Origin of the sequence: Achromobacter sp. ACM05 (genome assembly GCF_019218915.1) — a bacterium.
Lineage (GTDB): Bacteria > Pseudomonadota > Gammaproteobacteria > Burkholderiales > Burkholderiaceae_B > Achromobacter > Achromobacter animicus.
This window is the reverse complement of sequence record NZ_JAHUWQ010000005.1, coordinates 117,812-136,503: the sequence shown is the minus strand read 5'-3', so window position 1 is coordinate 136,503 and position 18,692 is coordinate 117,812. Positions and strand designations below refer to the sequence as shown.

General features: G+C 63.4%; 16 protein-coding genes. 10 read left to right on the top strand and 6 right to left on the bottom strand.

Translation table 11 applies throughout. The features are described from left to right. Window positions 1–63: 63 nt before the first annotated feature. Window positions 64–759: a fumarylacetoacetate hydrolase family protein gene (locus KW836_RS25330; RefSeq protein WP_128827800.1), complete on the top strand. Its 696-nt coding sequence runs from the start codon at window positions 64–66 to the stop codon at window positions 757–759. A gap of 38 nt (window positions 760–797) precedes the next feature. After that, window positions 798–929, top strand: a complete 132-nt coding sequence (locus KW836_RS25325; RefSeq protein WP_056567326.1) for an entericidin A/B family lipoprotein — start codon at window positions 798–800, stop codon at window positions 927–929. Between the two features lie 68 nt (window positions 930–997). On the opposite strand, the gene KW836_RS25320 is transcribed toward KW836_RS25325, so the two are convergent. The 3 genes from KW836_RS25320 to KW836_RS25310 are packed head-to-tail and all read right to left on the bottom strand — an operon-like array spanning window position 998 to window position 3,679. Then, entirely contained in the window at window positions 998–2,701 is a 1,704-nt protein-coding gene (locus KW836_RS25320; protein ID WP_175124629.1) for a PhoH family protein, read from the bottom strand. A 55-nt stretch (window positions 2,702–2,756) separates the two neighbouring features. Then, the gene (locus KW836_RS25315; RefSeq protein WP_056567320.1) at window positions 2,757–3,221 is read right to left on the bottom strand and encodes a peroxiredoxin; all 465 of its coding nucleotides are present in this window, start codon (window positions 3,219–3,221) and stop codon (window positions 2,757–2,759) included. Continuing rightward, window positions 3,218–3,679: an Mth938-like domain-containing protein gene (locus tag KW836_RS25310; RefSeq protein WP_218345095.1), complete on the bottom strand. Its 462-nt coding sequence runs from the start codon at window positions 3,677–3,679 to the stop codon at window positions 3,218–3,220. Before KW836_RS25310 ends, KW836_RS25315 begins: the two co-directional genes overlap by 4 nt. A 234-nt stretch (window positions 3,680–3,913) precedes the next feature. Between KW836_RS25310 and alaC the strand changes: the two genes are divergently transcribed. The 4 genes from alaC to KW836_RS25290 all read left to right on the top strand — a co-directional run bounded on the left by alaC (window position 3,914) and on the right by KW836_RS25290 (window position 8,435). Further along, window positions 3,914–5,101, top strand: coding sequence for an alanine transaminase (gene alaC, locus KW836_RS25305; protein ID WP_056567313.1), 1,188 nt, complete (start codon window positions 3,914–3,916; stop codon window positions 5,099–5,101). Between the two features lie 169 nt (window positions 5,102–5,270). Continuing rightward, entirely contained in the window at window positions 5,271–6,575 is a 1,305-nt protein-coding gene (locus KW836_RS25300) for a homoserine dehydrogenase (protein WP_175138809.1), read from the top strand. Between the two features lie 51 nt (window positions 6,576–6,626). Next, a complete protein-coding gene (gene thrC / locus KW836_RS25295) occupies window positions 6,627–8,036 on the top strand; it encodes a threonine synthase (RefSeq protein ID WP_218345094.1) in 1,410 nt (469 codons plus the stop codon). A 177-nt stretch (window positions 8,037–8,213) separates the two neighbouring features. After that, complete coding sequence (locus KW836_RS25290) at window positions 8,214–8,435, top strand: YgdI/YgdR family lipoprotein (RefSeq protein WP_056567306.1); 222 nt, start codon at window positions 8,214–8,216, stop codon at window positions 8,433–8,435. Window positions 8,436–8,526: 91 nt separating this feature from the next. Here KW836_RS25290 and KW836_RS25285 read toward each other — a convergent pair whose 3' ends face one another. Both KW836_RS25285 and pepN read right to left on the bottom strand, forming a co-directional pair. Next, a complete protein-coding gene (locus KW836_RS25285) occupies window positions 8,527–9,546 on the bottom strand; it encodes a class 1 fructose-bisphosphatase (RefSeq protein WP_175124626.1) in 1,020 nt (339 codons plus the stop codon). A gap of 10 nt (window positions 9,547–9,556) precedes the next feature. Then, window positions 9,557–12,262, bottom strand: a complete 2,706-nt coding sequence (gene pepN, locus KW836_RS25280; RefSeq protein WP_218345093.1) for an aminopeptidase N — start codon at window positions 12,260–12,262, stop codon at window positions 9,557–9,559. A 151-nt stretch (window positions 12,263–12,413) separates the two neighbouring features. On the opposite strand from pepN, the gene KW836_RS25275 reads away from it, so the two are divergent. Then, window positions 12,414–13,049, top strand: a complete 636-nt coding sequence (locus tag KW836_RS25275) for a DUF4136 domain-containing protein (RefSeq protein WP_218345092.1) — start codon at window positions 12,414–12,416, stop codon at window positions 13,047–13,049. Between the two features lie 88 nt (window positions 13,050–13,137). Here KW836_RS25275 and KW836_RS25270 read toward each other — a convergent pair whose 3' ends face one another. Then, entirely contained in the window at window positions 13,138–13,521 is a 384-nt protein-coding gene (locus KW836_RS25270; RefSeq protein WP_218345091.1) for an H-NS family nucleoid-associated regulatory protein, read from the bottom strand. A 746-nt stretch (window positions 13,522–14,267) separates the two neighbouring features. Between KW836_RS25270 and tldD the strand changes: the two genes are divergently transcribed. The 3 genes from tldD (at window position 14,268) to KW836_RS25255 (ending at window position 18,599) form a co-directional block, all read left to right on the top strand. After that, window positions 14,268–15,728, top strand: a complete 1,461-nt coding sequence (gene tldD, locus KW836_RS25265) for a metalloprotease TldD (RefSeq protein ID WP_218345090.1) — start codon at window positions 14,268–14,270, stop codon at window positions 15,726–15,728. Between the two features lie 246 nt (window positions 15,729–15,974). Further along, a complete protein-coding gene (aroG, locus tag KW836_RS25260; RefSeq protein ID WP_175124622.1) occupies window positions 15,975–17,048 on the top strand; it encodes a 3-deoxy-7-phosphoheptulonate synthase AroG in 1,074 nt (357 codons plus the stop codon). A gap of 141 nt (window positions 17,049–17,189) precedes the next feature. Continuing rightward, window positions 17,190–18,599: an FAD-binding oxidoreductase gene (locus tag KW836_RS25255; RefSeq protein WP_218345089.1), complete on the top strand. Its 1,410-nt coding sequence runs from the start codon at window positions 17,190–17,192 to the stop codon at window positions 18,597–18,599. Window positions 18,600–18,692 lie beyond the last annotated feature (93 nt).

The following is an 18,692-nucleotide window of genomic DNA, read 5'->3' as shown; positions in this document are numbered from 1 at the left end:
GCGCGTCGGGGTAATATTTTTCCCGGTTTTTCCGGTCACGTATTTGTCATAGGTTGATAGCTCATGGACTACGTTTTGCCTCCCCAGCCGCCCGTCGCGGTTCCCGTTGCCGGCAGCGCCGCGCTGTTCCCCGTGCGCCGCGTGTATTGCGTCGGCCGCAATTACGCCGAACACGCCAAGGAAATGGGTTTCACCGGCCGTGAAGATCCGTTCTTCTTCTGCAAGCCCGCCGACGCGGTGCTGTTCGTGGCCGATGGCGAAACCGGCAAGATGCCGTACCCGCCCAAGACGTCCAACCTGCACTACGAAATGGAGCTGGTCGTGGTGCTGGGCAAGGGCGGCCGCGACATCCCCGTCGATCAGGCCAACGAATGCGTGTGGGGCTATGCGCTGGGTCTGGACATGACCCGTCGTGACCTGCAAGGCGAAATGAAGAAGCAGGGCCGTCCCTGGGAAATCGGCAAGGCGTTCGACCAGTCCGCGCCGCTGGGTCCCATCCACCCGCGCAGCGTGGTCGGCACGCTCGACAAGGGCGCCATCTGGCTGGACGTCAACGGCGAGCGCAAGCAATCCAGCGACATTTCGCAGATGCTGTGGAACATTCCGGAAAGCATTTCTTATCTGTCGGGCCTGTTTGAACTGCAGCCCGGCGACATCATCTTCACCGGTACGCCTGAAGGCGTGGGCGCCGTGCGCCAAGGTGACGTGATCACGGGCGGCGTCGAAGGCCTGGGCGAACTGCGCGTGCAGATCGCCTGAGCATAGGCGCTTTCATCTTTTCATTTTGGAGTTAGAGCATGCGCGGCAAGTTTGTGCTGACTGCCTTTGTCGTATTCGGCTTCGTGCTGGCCGGTTGCAATACCGTTGCCGGCATGGGCAAGGATGTGTCCCGGGCGGGCAATGCCATCACCAACGCCGCCGACAAATAATCGGCGCGCGGCGGTAAAAAAAGCCCCTTGAGCAATCAAGGGGCTTTTTTGTTGCGCGCGAAGAAGAACTACAGCACGTCGCCCGCGTAGTCGGCCAGACGCGAACGTTCGCCGCGTTGCAACGTGACGTGGCCGGAGTGCGGCCAGCCCTTGAAGCGGTCGACCACGAACGTCAGGCCGGAGCTGCCTTCGGTCAGGTAGGGGGTGTCGATCTGGGCGACGTTGCCCAGGCAGATCACCTTGGTGCCGGGACCCGCGCGGGTGACCAGCGTCTTCATCTGCTTGGGCGTCAGGTTCTGCGCTTCGTCGATGATGAGGTACTTGTTCAGGAAGGTTCGGCCGCGCATGAAGTTCAGGGACTTCACCTTGATGCGCGAGCGGATGAGGTCCATGGTAGCCGCGCGGCCCCAGTCCCCGTTGCCTTCGCCATCGCCCATGTTCAGCACGTCGAGGTTGTCTTCCAGCGCGCCCATCCAGGGCAGCATCTTTTCCTCTTCGGTGCCAGGCAGGAAACCGATGTCTTCACCGACAGGCACCGTGACGCGCGTCATGATGATCTCGGTATAGCGTTTGGTTTCGAGCACCTGCGTGATGCCCGCCGCCAACGCCAGCAGCGTTTTGCCGGTGCCCGCCTGGCCCAGCAGCGACACGAAGTCGCATTCCGGGTTCATCAGCAGGTTCATGGCGAAGTTCTGCTCGCGGTTGCGCGCCGTGATGCCCCAGACATTGTTCTTGCCGTGGGTGTAGTCGCGCAGGGTGGCCAGCACCGCCATCTTGCCGCTGACTTCGCGTACCTGCGCATACAGCGGCATCTGGCCTTCAAAGTAGACGAACTGATTGACGACGAACTGCGAACACAGCGGGCCGTGAATGCGGTAGAAGGTGGTGCCGCCCTGTTGCCAGGATTCGACGTCCTTGCCGTGCTTGTTCCAGAAGTCTTCGGGCAACTGCATCACGCCCGAATACATCAAGTCCGAGTCTTCAAGGACGTGGTCGTTGAAGTAGTCTTCGGCGGCCATGCCCAGCGCGCGCGCCTTCAGGCGCATGTTGATGTCCTTGGACACCAGCACGACCTCGCGCTGCGGGTACTTTTCCTGCAGGGCGCGCACCACGCCCAGGATCTGGTTGTCGGCCTTGCCCATCGGCAGGTCCGAGGGCAGGGTGCTGTGGATGGCGGTCGTCTGGAACATCAGACGGCCGGTGGCGTCCTTGTTGCCCAGCTTTGCCAGTTCCAGCCCTTCGTCAAGGTGCGTGGCGTCCTGCACCAGCGAGTCCAGCGAACGGCTGACCTGACGCGCATTGCGCGCCACCTCGGACATGCCCTTCTTCTGGTGATCCAGTTCTTCCAGCGTCATCATCGGCAGGAAGATGTCGTGTTCTTCAAAGCGGAACAGCGAGCTGGGATCGTGCAGCAGCACGTTCGTGTCCAGCACGAACAACTTGCGCGGGGCGTTCTCGGCGCGCGCCTTGCTGCGCTTGGCCGGCGCGGGCGTGGCCTTGGCCTGGCGCGCTGGGGCGCGGGCGGCGGGCGCGGCCGGGGCGGGCGGTGGCGTTTCGTGGGCAGGGGACGGCGTGTGGGCCTTGCGCGCCGGCGCCGCCAGGCCATCAAGTTCTGGCTGGACCAGCAGCTCGTCCTCGTCGTCGGCGAGGGCAGCCTGGGTGTTGGACCGCGCAGCGGCAGTCTTGGTCGTGCGGGCCTGCGCCCGGGCGGATTCGCCCGAGGGGAAGGTCAGGATGGCTGCGGGGCGGGTAGGCAACTTCGGAAGCGGCATATGCGTCACTCTCCTGTTTGGGCCGGCTATAGCGCCTGACGGGTTTCCTGTGCGGCTAACCGATGCTCTTGGCGGCTTGCAGGACTTCCTTCGCGTGGTTCGGGACCTTCACCCCGCGCCACTCCTGCACCAGCACGCCATAGGCGTCGATCAAGAAGGTGCTGCGTTCGATGCCGCGCACCTGCTTTCCATACATGTTCTTCTGCTTGATGACGCCGAACAGGTTGCAGACGGTTTCGTCGGCGTCGGAGATGAGAGGGAAAGGAAGCTCGTACTTGGCCTTGAAATTCTCGTGCGACTTCAGCGAGTCGCGCGAGATGCCGATCACGATCGCACTGGCCGACAGGAAGTCGCCATGCAGATCGCGGAAATCCTGGCTTTCGGTGGTGCAGCCGGGCGTGTTGTCCTTGGGGTAGAAATACAGGATCACGGCCCGCCCCTGGCATTGTTCAAGGCTGATGGGGCCTATCGTGCTTTCGGCGGTGAACAGCGGGGCGGGTTTGCCTATGCTCGGCGTCATTGACTGGTAGCTCCATTGGGCGGGATGAGGGCGACGACCACGCGCCGTCCCTCAGCCATCAGGATGTTGTAGGTGCGCGAGGCGGCGTGGGTGTCCATCGTTTCCACGCCAATGCCCACGGCCAAAAGGGGACGCAATACTTCAGGGCGCAGGAACAGCTGCTTGCCGCCGGTGCCCACCAGCAGGACTTCGGGCGCGTTGGCCGGCCGGCTGGGCGCGGCTTCCGGGGCATCCAGAAAATCCAGGGGGTTGCGGGCGGGCTCGGACAATCCGGCTGCCTGGAGCAAGAGGGAGGAGGTAATGTCGGCCGGCGACTCAACGGGCCAGATGGTCACTTCGCCTTCGGGGCCGAAAGCGACCGAGGAGGAAAAACGTACCTGGTTGACCTCGATATAGCCATCGCCGTAAGCGGTGACAGTGTTAAGAGCGGCCGTCGCAGGATCGGTATGCAGCTTCAATAAAAACTCCGGCTATACGTGCTTGATAATAGCGCATCGGACACGGCGCATGTTGCAACGTATCCACGAGGGAAAAGGGGCTTTTTTTTCCCATTTGCCCCTCAGGCGTCGTTGCGCTAGATTACAGGGTTTTGCTGCGCTGCAATCGTGTGCTGGCGCGGTTCTAAGCCCCCTTTCCCCTTCGCGCGACCGCGCCCTGGTCTTTTTGCCTTTTCGCCCCTAAGGATTCCCATCATGAGGAAGTTCTCTCGCATCGAGCGTTTGCCCCCGTACGTTTTCAACATTACCGGCGAGCTCAAGATGGCGGCGCGTCGGCGTGGCGAAGACATCATCGACATGTCGATGGGCAATCCGGATGGGGCAACGCCCAAGCACATCGTCGACAAGATGGTCGAGGCGACCAGCCGTCCCACCACCCACGGCTACTCGGTGTCCAAGGGCATCCCGCGTCTGCGCAAGGCGATCTGTGACTGGTATCAGCGCCGCTACGCGGTCGAGTTCGATCCGGACTCCGAAGCCATCGTCACCATCGGTTCCAAGGAAGGCCTGGCCCACCTGATGCTGGCCACGCTGGACCGCGGCGACACCGTGCTGGTGCCCAATCCCAGCTACCCGATCCACATCTATGGCGCCGTCATCGCCGGCGCCAACATCCGTTCCGTGCGCATGACGCCGGGCGTGGACTTCTTCGAGGAACTGGAACGCGCCGTGCGCGAATCCATCCCGAAGCCCAAGATGATGGTGCTGGGCTTTCCCAGCAACCCGACCGCGCAGTGCGTCGACCTGTCGTTCTTCGAGCGCGTGGTCGCGCTGGCCAAGGAACACGACATCCTCGTCGTGCATGATCTGGCCTACGCCGACATCACGTTCGACGGCTACGTGGCCCCGTCCATCATGCAGGTGCCCGGCGCGCGCGACGTCGCCGTCGAGTTCTTCACGATGAGCAAGAGCTACAACATGGCGGGCTGGCGCATCGGCTACATGGTCGGCAACCGCGAGCTCGTGAACGCGCTCGCGCGCATCAAAAGCTATCACGACTACGGTACGTTCACGCCGATCCAGGTGGCGTCCATCGCCGCGCTGGACGGTCCGCAGGACTGCGTGAACGAAATCGTGGCGCAGTATCAAAGCCGCCGCGACGTGCTCGTGCGCGGCCTGCATGAAGCAGGTTGGAATGTGGAAATTCCCAAGGCGTCCATGTACATCTGGGCGCAGATCCCCGAACCCTACCGGGCGATGGGCTCTTTGGAATTTGCCAAGCGTGTCCTGTCGGATGCGAAAGTGGCCGTGTCCCCCGGGATCGGCTTCGGCGAGTATGGCGACGAATACGTGCGCTTCGCTCTTATCGAAAACGAGCAGCGTACCCGCCAGGCGGTGCGCGGCATCAAAGATATGTTCCGCAAGGACGGTCTGCTGAAGTGATGGGTGCCCACCCCCGCAGCGCTGCGCGCTTCCCCCTCTGAAGGGGCATGCCTGCGGACCGGCGGAGCCGGATCCGCGGCATCGCGATCGGGTGGCAACAGCTTCATGCACAGGATTATGGAGAAGTGAAATGAATTCCCCTCAACGCCCGCCCGCAGAGGGCGGCGCGATGAAACCCATGAAGGTGGGTCTGCTGGGTCTTGGCGTGGTTGGCGGCGGCACGTGGACCGTGCTGTCCCGCAACGCCGAGGAAATCGCGCGCCGCGCCGGCCGCCGCATTGAAGTCGTCCGCGCCGCCGTGCGCGACGTGGAAAAGGCCCGCGCCCGCGTGGGCGATTCCATCGTGGTTGATACGGACGGTCACGCGCTGGTGCGCGATCCTGAGATCGACATCGTCGTCGAGCTCATCGGCGGCGACACGCTGGCCCGCGAGCTGGTGCTGGAAGCCATCGCCAACGGCAAGCATGTGGTCACGGCCAACAAGGCGCTGCTGGCCAAGCATGGCAACGAGATCTTCGCCGCCGCCTCTGAGCGCGGCGTGATGGTGAACTTTGAAGCCGCCGTCGCCGGTGGCATCCCCATCATCAAGGCGATCCGCGAAGGCCTGACCGCCAACCGCATCCAGTGGGTGGCCGGCATCATCAACGGCACCACCAATTTCATCCTGTCCGAAATGCGTTCGCGCGGCCTGCCGTTTGCCGACGTGCTGGCCGAAGCCCAGCGCCTGGGTTACGCCGAAGCCGATCCCACGTTCGACGTGGAAGGCGTGGACGCCGCGCACAAGCTGACGCTGCTGGCCTCGCTGGCATTCGGCGTGCCGGTGCAATTCGACCGCGCCCACATCGAAGGCATCTCGCAACTGGCAGCCGAAGACATCGAGCACGCCGAGCGTCTGGGTTACCGCATCAAACTGCTTGGCATCACCAAGCGCCGCCCCGACGGCATCGAACTGCGCGTGCACCCGGCGCTGGTGCCGTCCGAGCGTCTGCTGGCCAACGTCGAAGGCGCGATGAACGCGGTGCTGGTCAAGGGCGACGCCGTCGGCCCCACGTTGTATTACGGGCAGGGCGCAGGCGAAGAGCCTACCGCCTCGGCCGTCGTGGCCGACCTGGTCGACGTGACGCGCCTGCACACCGCCGATCCGGGCAACCGCGTGCCGCATCTGGCCTTCCAGCCGGACGCCATGTCGGACACGCCCATCCTGCCGATCGAACAGGTCAGCACGTCCTACTACCTGCGCCTGCGCGTCGACGATCAGCCGGGCGTGCTGGCGGACATCGCCCGCATCCTGGCCGACCGCGGCATTTCCATCGGTTCGATGATCCAGCAACCGTCGCACATCGGCGGCGCGGACATCATCTTCCTCACGCACGAGGCCATGGAAGGCAACGTCAACCAGGCCATCGAGCGCATCGAGTCGCTGCCGTTCGTGCGGTCCAAGGTGACGCGTCTGCGCGTGGAGAACCTGACCTGATGAAGCCTGGCTCCCTCGCCAGGGAGTCCGGCCCATCGAGGAGCCATTGATATGAAATACATCTCGACGCGCGGGGGCATGGCCCCGCTCGAATTCTCCGACATCCTGCTCGAAGGCCTGGCGCCCGACGGCGGGCTGGCCGTGCCGCAGACGCTGCCCCAGGTCTCCGCTGAAACGCTGGAATCCTGGCGCGGCCTGTCGTATGCCGACCTGGCATTCGAAGTGCTGTCGCTGTTCGCCACGGACATTCCTGCGGACGACCTGCGCCGTCTGACTCGCGCCGCCTACACGCCGCAAATCTTCAGCAGCGAGGACATCGTGCCGCTGCGTCCGCTCGACGGCGGGCTGTCGTTGCTGGGCTTGTCGGAAGGGCCGACGCTGGCGTTCAAGGACATGGCCATGCAGTTTCTTGGCCAGGTTTTCGAATACGTGCTGGAAAAGCGCGGCACCACGCTGAACATCGTGGGCGCCACCTCCGGCGACACGGGCTCGGCGGCGGAATACGCGCTTCGCGGCAAGAAGGGCGTGGCGGTGTTCATGCTGTCGCCGCACGGCCGCATGAGCGCCTTCCAGCGCGCGCAGATGTATTCGCTGCAAGACGAGAACATCCACAACATCGCCGTGCGCGGCGTGTTCGACCAGGCGCAAGACATCGTCAAGTCGCTGGCCGGCGACCTGGACTTCAAGAACCGGTATCGCCTGGGCGCCGTGAACTCGATCAACTGGGCGCGCATTGCCGCCCAGGTCGTCTACTACTTCCACGGCTGGCTGCGCGCCACCGAACGCGCCGGACAGCAAGTGTCCTTTGCCGTGCCGTCGGGCAACTTCGGCAACATCCTGTCGGGTCACATTGCCCGCCGCATGGGCTTGCCGATCCGCCGCCTCGTGCTCGCCACGAACGAGAACAACGTGCTGGAAGAGTTTTTCCGTACCGGCGTGTATCGTCCGCGTCCCGCCGAGCAGACGTACGCCACCTCCAGCCCGTCGATGGATATCTCGCGCGCCTCCAACTTCGAGCGCTTCGTGTTCGATCTGGTGGGCCGCGATACCGATCGCGTGAAGGCGCTGTGGACGGCGCTGCCGCGGGATGGCGCGTTCGATCTGTCCGACATGAAGGATCAGTTCGAGTCGCAGTATGGCTTCGTGTCGGGCGCCAGCTCGCATGTGGACCGTCTGGCGACGATTCGCGCCTTGTACGACGCTACTGGCGTGCTGGTTGACCCGCACACCGCGGATGGCGTGAAGGTCGCGCGCGAATTCGTCGAGCCGGGCATTCCCATGCTCGTGCTGGAAACCGCGCTGCCGGCCAAGTTCTCCGAGACCATCGAGGAAGCGCTTGGCCGTCCCGCGACGCCGCCCGGCAACCTCGCCGATCTTGAATCGCTGCCGCAGCGCGTCGAAGTGATGGACTGCGACGAAGCGTCCGTACGCCGTTTCATCGAGGCGCACGCCAAGGTGTAAGCACGCTTGCCGCTTGTATACGGTTGCAACCCCTCTCAGGCGCGCCCTTAGAGGGGTTTTTCTTTATTGGGGCCAGGTCCGATTACGTTCTTAAGCATTTTGCGCACAACCCGACACGATTTCGGGGGTCGATTCGGCTAGAGTGAAATCACTATTCAACACTCGGAGAACACGACCATGAACCTGAAGACCATGACGTTGGCCCTGGTGATGACCGGCGTTGGAGTACTGGCCGGATGCTCGTCGCCTTCGGTTATCAACCAACGCGACGGATCTTCGACCGTAGCGCCCGACGAGCCCGAATACGACAAGAAGTCGGGCATGTATGAATACGAACAGAACGGCAAGAAGGTTCAGATCAACAAGGACGACGTGAAGTCGATCGAAGAGGTCAAGTAAGCCAGCCTGACTCTTTAGTGTCTGCACCAAGCAAAAGCCCCGGCTGTCATGGCCGGGGCTTTTGTTTTGCTGCGCGACGAACGGACGCTGTTTACTTGCCCGCGTCCTCGGCGTGGTAGCGGCCCACGCGTTCGACTTCGTTCTTGGAACCCAGGATCACGCTCACGCGCTGGTGCAGCTTTTCAGGCTGGATGTCCATGATGCGCTGCGTGCCGTTGATGGCCGCGCCGCCCGCCTGTTCGATCAGGAAGCTCATGGGGTTGGCTTCGTACATCAGGCGCAGCTTGCCGGCCTTGCCGGGTTCGCGCGCGTCCCACGGGTACATGAAGATGCCGCCGCGGGTCAGGATGCGATGCACGTCCGCCACCATCGAGGCGATCCAGCGCATGTTGAAATCCTTGCCCAACGGGCCGGTGGAGCCAGCCAGGCAGTCGTCGATGTAGCGCTTGACCGGCGGGGCCCAGTGCCGCATGTTCGACATGTTGATGGCGAATTCCTTGGTGTCTTCCGGCACGCGGATGTTCTCGTGCGTCAGCACCCACGATCCCATTTCGCGATCCAGCGTGAAGCCCACGACGCCGTTGCCGATGGTCAGCACCAGCATCGTCTGGGGACCGTAGACGGCGTAGCCGGCCACCACCTGCTTGTTGCCCGGCTGCAGGAAGTCGTCTTCGCAGACGGGGGCGCCCGACACATCATGCGGCGCGTGCAGCACCGAAAAGATGGTGCCGATGGAGACGTTCACGTCGATGTTCGACGAGCCATCCAGGGGATCAAACAGCAGCAGGTATTCGCCCTTGGGGTAGCGGTTCGGGATCAGATGGATGGTTTCCATTTCTTCCGAGGCCATGGCCGCCAGGTGGCCGCCCCATTCGTTGGCTTCCAGCAGGATCTCATTGGACAGCACGTCCAGCTTCTTCTGGACTTCACCCTGGACGTTTTCGCTTTCCAGGCTGCCGAGCACGCCGCCCAGCGCGCCCTTGCTGACCGCATGGCTGATGGCCTTGCAGGCGCGCGCCACCACTTCGATGAGCAGCCGGACTTCCGGCGCCAGGGCTTGGGCGGAGCGTTGCTGCTCCACCAGGTATTGAGTCAGTGTTTTACGTTTCAAAAGGATCTCCCTATGCGGCGAATTCTAAAGCCTTGGATACGATTTCCTGCACGTTGCGCGACAGGCCGTCGTGCTGGCGCACTTTTTCAAGCGCGGCCTGCATGGGCGCGCGCAGCGTGGGGACGAAGCGCGACCAGTTGTCCAGCGCACGCGCCAGGCGCGCGGCGATTTCCGGGTTCAGCGCGTCCAGCGCCAGCACCTGCTCGGCCCAGAAGGCATAACCGGAGCCGTCCGGATGGTGCATGCCGCGGGCATTGTTGAGGCAGAACTGGAAAATCAGCGCGCGGGCGCGATTGGGGTTGCGCAGCGTGAAGGCCGGGTGCTTCATCAGCTCGCGGGCGGTTTGCACGGTTGTCGAGCGGGCGGCCGCCTGCAACGCGAACCACTTGTCCACCACCAGCGGATTGGCGCTCCATTTCGTATAGAAAGCGGCCAGCGCCTGCTGCGGGAAGTCGCCTTGTCCGAAATTGATCAGGGCAGTCAGCGCGGCCATGCTGTCGGTCATGTTGCCCGCATTGGTGTACTGCTGTTCGGCCAGGCGCTGGGCTTCGGGCTCGCCGGCCGCCATCAGGTGGCTGAGCGCCAGATTCTTCAGGGCGCGCATGCCGGCGGGAATCGGGGCGGGGCTGTACTCGCCCGGCGTCTGGTTCTCGTCGAAGGCGCGGCGGAACTCGGCCTGGAGTTGACGGCCCAGTTCGGCGCGCAGGAAGTCGCGCGCCACGGCCAGAGCGGGCGGATCCACCTGCTGCATGCGTTCGGCCAGTGTCTTTTCCGACGGTAGCGCCAAGGCGCGCGCACGGTAGGCGGCATCCAGTGCGGGATCGGTGAGCAACGCGCGCCAGGCGTCGATGAAAGCCGCCTCGGCGTGCAGCGTACGGCCCGCCTGGCGGGCGTCCGCGAGCGCCAGAATCTGGCGGGTGGCCAGTTCCTGGCCGGCTTCCCAGCGCGCAAACGGATTGCCATCGTGTGCGGACAGCAGCGCCAGTTCCTCGTTGGACCAGTCGTAGTCCACGATGACCGGCGCGGAAAAGTCGCGCAGCAGCGAAGGCACGGGCCGTTCGGCGATATCTTCGAACACCCATTGCTGGTTTTGCGTGGTCAGTTCCAGCAGTGCGGTGTCCACGACGGCGCCCTCGTGGCGCAGCGGCAGCGCGTTGCCATCGCGGTCCAGCAGGCCGATCGCAAAGGGAATGTGGAAGGGCGCTTTGACGTAGTCGGGGCCGGCCTTCTTTTCGACGCCGACGGGCGGGCACGACTGGGTAAGTGTCACGGTGCAACAGCGCGCGGCGGCGTCGTGATCGAGCCTGACCGAAACGCGGGGCGTGCCGGCCTGCCGGTACCAGCGGCGAAACACTGACAGGTCGCGGCCGGGATGCTGTTTGACGTAAACCGATTCCATAGCGGCGACGAAATCGTCGCACGTGACGGCCTGGCCGTCGTGGCGGCGGAAGTATTCGTCCATGCCCGCGCGGAAGCCGGTTTCGCCCAGCAGCGTGTGCTGCATGCGGATGACCTCTGCGCCTTTTTCATACACGGTGGCCGTGTAGAAGTTGCCGATCTCCTGGTAGCTTTCCGGACGGATCGGATGCGCCATGGGGCCGGCGTCTTCGGGGAACTGCGCGGCGCGCAGCGCCACGACGTCATCGATGCGCTTGACGGCGCGCGCGCTGGCCGCGGCTGCGGCGTCCATGTCGCGCGCCATCATGTCAGCGCTGAATTCCTGGTCGCGGAAGACTGTCAGGCCTTCTTTCAGGCTCAGTTGGAACCAGTCGCGGCAGGTGACGCGGTTGCCGGTCCAGTTGTGGAAGTATTCATGCCCAATGACCGATTCGATACCTTCGTAGTTCGCGTCGGTGGCCGTCTGCGGATCGGCCAGCACGTAAGCCGCGTTGAAGATATTCAGGCCTTTGTTTTCCATGGCTCCCATATTGAAGTCATGGACGGCCACGATCATGAAGCGGTCCAGGTCCAGTTCAAGCCCGAAGCGGCTTTCGTCCCAGCGCAGCGAACGCACCAGCGAATCCAGCGCCCATTCGGTCTTGGTTTCGGAGCCGGGGTCGCTGTAGACCTGCAGCAGCACATCGCGGCCACTGACCGTCTTGACTGTGGTTTCGCGATGCGTGAGGTTGCCCGCCACCAGCGCGAACAGATAGCAGGGCTTGGGGAACGGATCTTCCCATTCGACCTCGTTGCGGCCGTCGGGCAACTGGCGCGAGGCGATCAGGTTGCCGTTGGACAGCAGCACGGGATACTCGGGCTGCGCGCGCAGCGTCACGCGATAACGCGACATGACGTCGGGGCGGTCAGCAAACCAAGTGATGCGCCGGAAGCCTTCGGCCTCGCATTGCGTGAAGAAATTGCCGCCCGACACGTACAAACCCATCAGGGTGGAATTGGCGGACGGCTTGCAGCGGCTGACGATTTCAACCGTGGCGTCGGCGGGCAGGCCACGCAGCGTGAGGGTGTGCTCGGACAGCTGGTAGCTGGCGGCGGGCAGCGGCTCGCCATTCACGCCTACCGACACGAGTTCCAACTCTTCTCCGTCCAGGATCAGGGCGGCGTCTGCGCTGGCCTCAGGCCTGCGCTGCACGTGCATCGTGCAGCGCACTTCGGTCGCGTCGGGCGCGAGGTCGAAGGCGAGGGCGACTTCGGGAATTTCGTAGGGGTAGGGCTGGTAATCCTTGCGGTAAACGGTAACGGGCGTGTCGGTGCGCATGGGATTTGCAGTCCTGTATGAACAAGAAGGCTATTGTAGTGGCTGGCCGATGAGCGGAACCTTGGGCTTACGGGCTAGCCTGAAAACTTTTGGCAAGCGCTTATGTCAAAGCTCGTTATGATGGCGCCGTCGTGCGCTGAAGGAGTTGCAAATGTCCAGGTCGTCTTGGTTCAGCAGTCTTGGCCGGTGGGCCGGTATTCTTGCCGTCCTGGGGGCGATGACGTTGACGGGCTGCGCCGCGCCGACCGTCTCGGCCCGCGTGACGTCGTTTCAGCAATGGCCGGCGGCTGTCGAAGGCCAGACCTATCAGTTTGTTCCCGCCGACCCATCCCAAGTCAATAATCTGGAATATCAGTCGTTCCAGGACATGGTGCGCGCGGGTATCGGCGCTACGGGTCTGGTCGAAGCCCGCCAAGGCGTAAAGGCCCGCTTCGAGGTTTCGTTCCGTTATGGCACCACGCAGACGCAGGTGATGGTGCGCCGTCCGTACGATCCGTATTTCTATGGCGGCTATGGCGGTTTTTATGGGCCAGGACCGTGGGGCATGGGCGCGGGTTTCTGGGGGCCGGACTGGGTCGACGTGCCCATGGTGGTCCAGCGCAATTCGCTGTCGCTCTTCATACGGGATACCCAGCAGGGCGGTGCCGAGGTATACCGTTCGACCGCCTTCATATTGAGCGAGCGCGATGATTTGCTTCGCACCATGCCCTATCTGGTGCGCGCCATATTCGACAATTTCCCCGGCAATAACGGCGCTGAACGAGAGATTCAATTCCCCGCGCGTTGAGCGGGGAAGGTTCTCGGCGGTGGTTTCCTAAAATAAAAACGGCGCACCATGATGGTGCGCCGTTTTATTTCTTACTGAGGAATAGGTTTTATTCCTTGATAAGAAAACTCTCGCGGGTTGCGCCGCCGGCTTCTTCGGCAGCGAGCCAGCGCGGCGCCTTGCCGCGGCCGCTCCAGGTTTCTCCGGTTTGCGGGTGGCGATACTTGGGCGCCACCGCGCGCTTCGCGGCGCCGCCTGCGCGGGCGGGGGCGCCGGCCTTGCGGCGGCCACCCGTGGCAGCGCGGGCGGGCTTGCCGGCGCCGTACGCGGCGATGATTTCTTCAGGCGTGATGTCGTACTCGCGCATCGACGTGATGATGGACGTGATCACCGGCTTGCGGCGCTTCGTCTGGAGGACTTCGGCCTTCTTTTGGAGCTTGTTGATTTCCTTTTCGATCTTTGCTTGCAGAGCTGCGTAGGTTTCTCGGGCCATGGTTTATTCCTGATTATGGAACTGCTTTAATCGCCGGCGAAGTTATTTATTTGTTGTGCTTCGCATAATACAGAATTTAAGTCGGGGTATCGTCATTCTCAGACTAATTACTTTGTATCAAAAGCGCGGGAAGACTTATCGCTTGCGGGTCGCCGCAATTTTCACAACATAGGAAGCAATATCTTAAATTTGGGACAAACTGAAACAACCGGCTGCTTGGCTAACGGGTTTGCATTGGGATCGTTGATTGTCGGACAACCCCAAGAATGGCTTGCAGGCTGACGAAATCGTCCGTCTGCAAGCCAGCGCGGGGAACTATCGATGCGAGTCTGGCGTCAATAACCGAGCGCTCGCTGCGTGCTGAATTTGTCGCAAACGCACGCGTTATACATTATGGCTTTGTGACCCCCCTGCGTTGGTATACCCCTGGAACAACGGTGTTCCGTCCCTCGGATTTCATTTTGTTGTCAGGTCGTACGACAAGATCGAAATCGTCTGATAGGCGATGCGGTCCGGGCGTAATTGCTTAACTTGATACTTAACTTGATGCCCAGTATGCCGCCCCCATCTGTATGGGCAAGATAATGCGAGATCATTTTGTCCCGCATGGCGTGCCGCATTTGCCACCACGGCGCACCGCGACTTTTGGTGTCCGGCGCGACGCCGGGTCCTTGTCGGCGGTACGATACGGTCTTGAGCGCCATGACGCGCATGCGCGGCCCCGGTGCCGTTCCTGAACTGAGCCTATGAAAATCATCGATCCCGCCATTGCTTCCCTGGCCACCGCCAAATCCCTTCTGCTAGACCCCTGGGGTCTGACCGAAGCGGATATGGCGCGGGCACTGGGTGAAATCTTCACCCACAAGGTCGATTACGCCGACCTGTATTTCCAGTACACGCGCAGCGAAGGCTGGAGCCTTGAAGAAGGGATTGTGAAGACGGGCAGTTTCTCCATCAGCCAGGGCGTGGGTGTCCGGGCCGTCAGCGGCGAAAAGACCGCATTCGCCTATTCGGATTCCCTGTCGCCCGACGCGCTGCTGTCGTCGGCGCACGCCGTGCGCGGCATCGCGCGCCGCGGCGCCGGCAAGGTCAGGGTCGCCGCTCACGTCGAGGCCGAGATGGGCCGTAGCCTGTATGCGGACATCGACCCCGTCGCCAGCCTCAGCGCGCCCGAAAAGGTCGCACTGCTCGAGCGCATCGAGCGCATGGCGCGGGCGCGCGATCCCCACGTGATCCAGGTCATGGCCGGACTGGGCGCGGAATATGACGTGGTGCTGGTCGCGGGCAGCGACGGCCGCCTGGCCGCAGACGTGCGTCCCCTGGTGCGCCTGTCGCTCACCGTGATTGCCGAACGCGATGGCCGTCGCGAAATGGGTCACGCCGGCGGCGGTGGCCGGCTGGGCCTGGCCTACTTCACCGACGAGATGCTGCAGGGCTATGTCGAGCGCGCGGTGCACGAAGCCATGGTCAACCTCGAGGCGCGTCCCGCACCGGCCGGCGAAATGACGGTTGTCCTGGGCTCGGGCTGGCCCGGCATCCTGCTGCACGAAGCCGTCGGCCATGGCCTGGAAGGCGACTTCAACCGCAAGGGATCCAGCGTGTTCTCCGGCCGCATCGGCGAGCGCGTGGCGTCTAAGGGCGTCACCGTGATCGACGACGGCACGATTCCCGACCGCCGCGGTTCGCTCAACATCGACGACGAAGGCAATGCCACGCAACGCAATGTCCTGATCGAAGACGGCATTCTGCGCGGCTACATGCAGGACACGCTGAATGCGCGCCTGATGAAGACCGCCGCCACCGGCAACGGCCGCCGCGAATCCTTCGCGCACCTGCCCATGCCGCGCATGACCAACACGTACATGCTGGCCGGCGACAAGCCCGCCGACGAAATCGTCGCCTCGGTCAAGCGGGGCCTGTATGCCGTCAACTTTGGCGGCGGCCAGGTCGACATCACCAACGGCAAGTTTGTGTTCTCGGCCTCCGAGGCCTACATGATCGAAGACGGCAAGGTCACGTATCCGGTCAAGGGCGCCACGCTCATCGGCAATGGCCCCGACGCCATGAACCGCGTCACTATGATCGGCAACGACCTGCAGCTGGACTCTGGCGTGGGCACCTGCGGCAAGGACGGCCAGAGCGTGCCCGTCGGTGTCGGCATGCCGACGGTCCGCATGGAAGGCCTGACGGTCGGCGGCACGGCCTGATGGCATAAATGGGGGCGGCATCCGGCAAAAATCCGGCGTGACGCCCTCAAAAAACTGTGCTAGAGTCGGTCCCCATGAAATTCGCGTCCCCCGCCTTTTATTTTTATTTTTTTGGTTTTCTGAAGCCGCTGGCGGAGGAAGGGACGCGCTCAATCTGAAGTTTGGACAGAATCCCCCCAAAAAAGCCGCCAGCAAATCTGGCGGCTTTTTTTATGCCGCCGTGGCGGGCAACCCAGGAGCAGTACCGTGTCGCACAACACCGATGACCTTCGTATTCGAGAAATCAAGGAACTGAATCCGCCCTCGCACGTGATGCGCGAGTTCGCGTGCACCAAGGAGGCGTCCGAGACCGTCTTCGCCGCGCGGCAAGGCATGCACCGCATCCTGCACGGCATGGACGATCGCATGATCGTCGTGATCGGTCCGTGTTCCATCCACGACACGCGCGCCGCCATCGAATACGCCAAGCGTCTGAAGCCCGTGCGCGACCGCCTGAGCGCGGACCTGGAAATCGTGATGCGCGTGTACTTCGAGAAGCCGCGCACGACCGTGGGCTGGAAAGGCCTGATCAACGATCCCGACCTGGACGGCAGCTTCGACATCAACAAGGGTGTGCGCGTCGCCCGCGAACTGCTGCTGGACATCAACAGCATGGGCTTGCCGGCGGGATGCGAATTCCTGGACATGATTACGCCGCAGTACATCGCGGATCTGGTCTCCTGGGGGGCGATCGGGGCGCGCACGACGGAGAGCCAGGTGCACCGCGAGCTGGCGTCGGGCCTGTCGTGTCCGGTGGGATTCAAGAATGGCACGGACGGCAACGTGAAAATCGCCGTCGATGCGATCAAGGCGGCCTCGCAGCCGCACCATTTCCTGTCGGTGACCAAGGGCGGCCATTCGGCCATCGTGTCCACGGCGGGCAACGAGGACTGCCACGTCATCCTGCGCGGCGGCAAGACGCCGAATTACGACGCGGCCAGCGTGGACGCCGCTTGCCAGGACGTGTCCAAGGCCGGTCTCGCGCAGCGCATCATGGTCGACGCCAGCCACGCCAACAGCAGCAAGAAGCCGGAGAACCAGCCGCTCGTCGTCGAAGACGTGGCGCGCCAGATGGAAGCCGGCGATGCGCGCCTGGTCGGCGTCATGGTCGAAAGCCATTTGCTGGGCGGCCGCCAGGACATGGTGCCGGGCCAACCGCTGGTGTACGGCCAGAGCATCACCGACGGCTGCATCGACTGGGATGCGTCCGTGGCCGTGCTGGAGCGCCTGGCGCAAGCCGTGCGCGAACGCCGCCGCGTGGCGCTGACGTCTGGCAAGTAAATCCGGCAAGTGATTCCGGCAAGCGATTCCGGAAAATGAGGGGGATTCACGCCGCGCACCGTCAGCCTGGGACGGTGTGCGGCGCAGCACGCGAGGCGGCGTAGAATATTCGGATTATCGAACCCGGGAAACCACGAGATCATGAACGCTCCCTTGCACGCCGAATCGTTGCGCCGCGCGGTTCCGGCCGCCTGTCTGGATGCCCTGCGTGCGCACTTTGGCGACCGCCTGTCGGAATCGGCCGCCGTGCGCGAACACCATGGCCGCGACGAATCGCCTTACCCCGCCATGCTGCCCGACGCCGTGGTCTTCGCGCACTCGACGGAAGATGTCGCATTCGTCGCCAAGGTGTGCAACGAGCACCGCGTTCCCTTGATTCCGTACGGCGCCGGCTCGTCGCTCGAAGGCCACATTCTTGCGATCCAGGGCGGCATCAGCCTGGACCTGTCGCAGATGAACAAGGTCCTCGCCATCAACGCCGAAGACCTCACCGCCACGGTGCAGGCCGGCGTGCTGCGCAAGCAGCTTAACGAAGAGATCCGCAGCACTGGTCTGTTCTTTCCGATTGACCCGGGCGCCGACGCCAGCCTGGGCGGCATGGCCGCCACCCGCGCGTCTGGCACCAACGCCGTGCGTTACGGCACGATGCGCGAAAACGTCATGTCGCTGACCGTCGTCACCGCGGACGGCCGCATCATCCGCACCGCGGGCCGCGCCCGCAAGTCGTCGGCCGGCTACGACCTGACGCGCATTTTCGTGGGCTGCGAGGGCACGCTCGGCATCATCACCGAAGTGACCGTGCGCTTGTATCCACAGCCCGAAGCCGTGTCCGCCGCCGTCTGCAATTTCCCGACGCTGGATGCCGCCGTGCAGAGCGTGATCGAGATCATCCAGATGGGCGTGCCGATCGCGCGCGTCGAGTTCATGGATGCCGCCAGCGTGCGTGCCGTCAACCTGCACAGCAAGCTGACCCTGCGCGAAACGCCGCTGCTGGTATTTGAATTCCACGGCAGCCCCGCCGGCGTGCAGGAGCAAGCCGAAACCGTGCAGGCCATCACGGCCGAACACGGCGGCATGGACTTCGAATGGGCCGAGCGTCCGGAAGACCGCAGTCGCCTCTGGACCGCGCGCCACAACGCGTATTTTGCGGGCCTGCAGTTGCGTCCCGGCTGCCGCGCCAGCACCACCGACGTCTGCGTGCCGATCTCGCGCCTGGCCGACTGCGTGCGCGACACCGTCGAGGAACTGGACCGCGCAAGCTTCCCGTACACCATCGTCGGCCACGTGGGCGACGGCAACTTCCATGTGCTGATGCTGCTGGACGCCGACAACGCGCAGGAATGGCAGGAATCGGAAGCCATCAATCACAACCTCGTGCGCCGCGCCATCGCTGCCGATGGCACCTGCACGGGCGAGCACGGCGTCGGCCTGCACAAGATGCAATTCATGGCGGAAGAACACGGCGAAGACGCGCTGGATCTGATGCGCAGTCTGAAGCACGCGTTTGACCCGAACAACATCCTGAATCCAGGCAAGATCGTGTCCTGGTAATCAACAGGGGGAGGCTGCAAAGGCCTCCCTCGATCCGTCAGCGCCTGCTGCTTTTACGCGACAGGCTGCTTCACGGTTTACGGCCGGTTACGT

Bases quoted from the DNA above. Each gene is read 5' to 3' on its own strand.
- KW836_RS25325 (WP_056567326.1), top strand. From the start codon at position 798: ATGCGCGGCAAGTTTGTGCTGACTGCCTTTGTCGTATTCGGCTTCGTG.
- KW836_RS25320 (WP_175124629.1), bottom strand. From the start codon at position 2,701: ATGCCGCTTCCGAAGTTGCCTACCCGCCCCGCAGCCATCCTGACCTTC.
- KW836_RS25275 (WP_218345092.1), top strand. From the start codon at position 12,414: ATGTCCAGGTCGTCTTGGTTCAGCAGTCTTGGCCGGTGGGCCGGTATT.
- KW836_RS25315 (WP_056567320.1), bottom strand. From the start codon at position 3,221: ATGACGCCGAGCATAGGCAAACCCGCCCCGCTGTTCACCGCCGAAAGC.
- KW836_RS25255 (WP_218345089.1), top strand. From the start codon at position 17,190: ATGAACGCTCCCTTGCACGCCGAATCGTTGCGCCGCGCGGTTCCGGCC.
- KW836_RS25300 (WP_175138809.1), top strand. From the start codon at position 5,271: ATGAAACCCATGAAGGTGGGTCTGCTGGGTCTTGGCGTGGTTGGCGGC.
- alaC (WP_056567313.1), top strand. From the start codon at position 3,914: ATGAGGAAGTTCTCTCGCATCGAGCGTTTGCCCCCGTACGTTTTCAAC.
- thrC (WP_218345094.1), top strand. From the start codon at position 6,627: ATGAAATACATCTCGACGCGCGGGGGCATGGCCCCGCTCGAATTCTCC.
- KW836_RS25290 (WP_056567306.1), top strand. From the start codon at position 8,214: ATGAACCTGAAGACCATGACGTTGGCCCTGGTGATGACCGGCGTTGGA.
- KW836_RS25270 (WP_218345091.1), bottom strand. From the start codon at position 13,521: ATGGCCCGAGAAACCTACGCAGCTCTGCAAGCAAAGATCGAAAAGGAA.
- KW836_RS25330 (WP_128827800.1), top strand. From the start codon at position 64: ATGGACTACGTTTTGCCTCCCCAGCCGCCCGTCGCGGTTCCCGTTGCC.
- pepN (WP_218345093.1), bottom strand. From the start codon at position 12,262: ATGCGCACCGACACGCCCGTTACCGTTTACCGCAAGGATTACCAGCCC.
- tldD (WP_218345090.1), top strand. From the start codon at position 14,268: ATGAAAATCATCGATCCCGCCATTGCTTCCCTGGCCACCGCCAAATCC.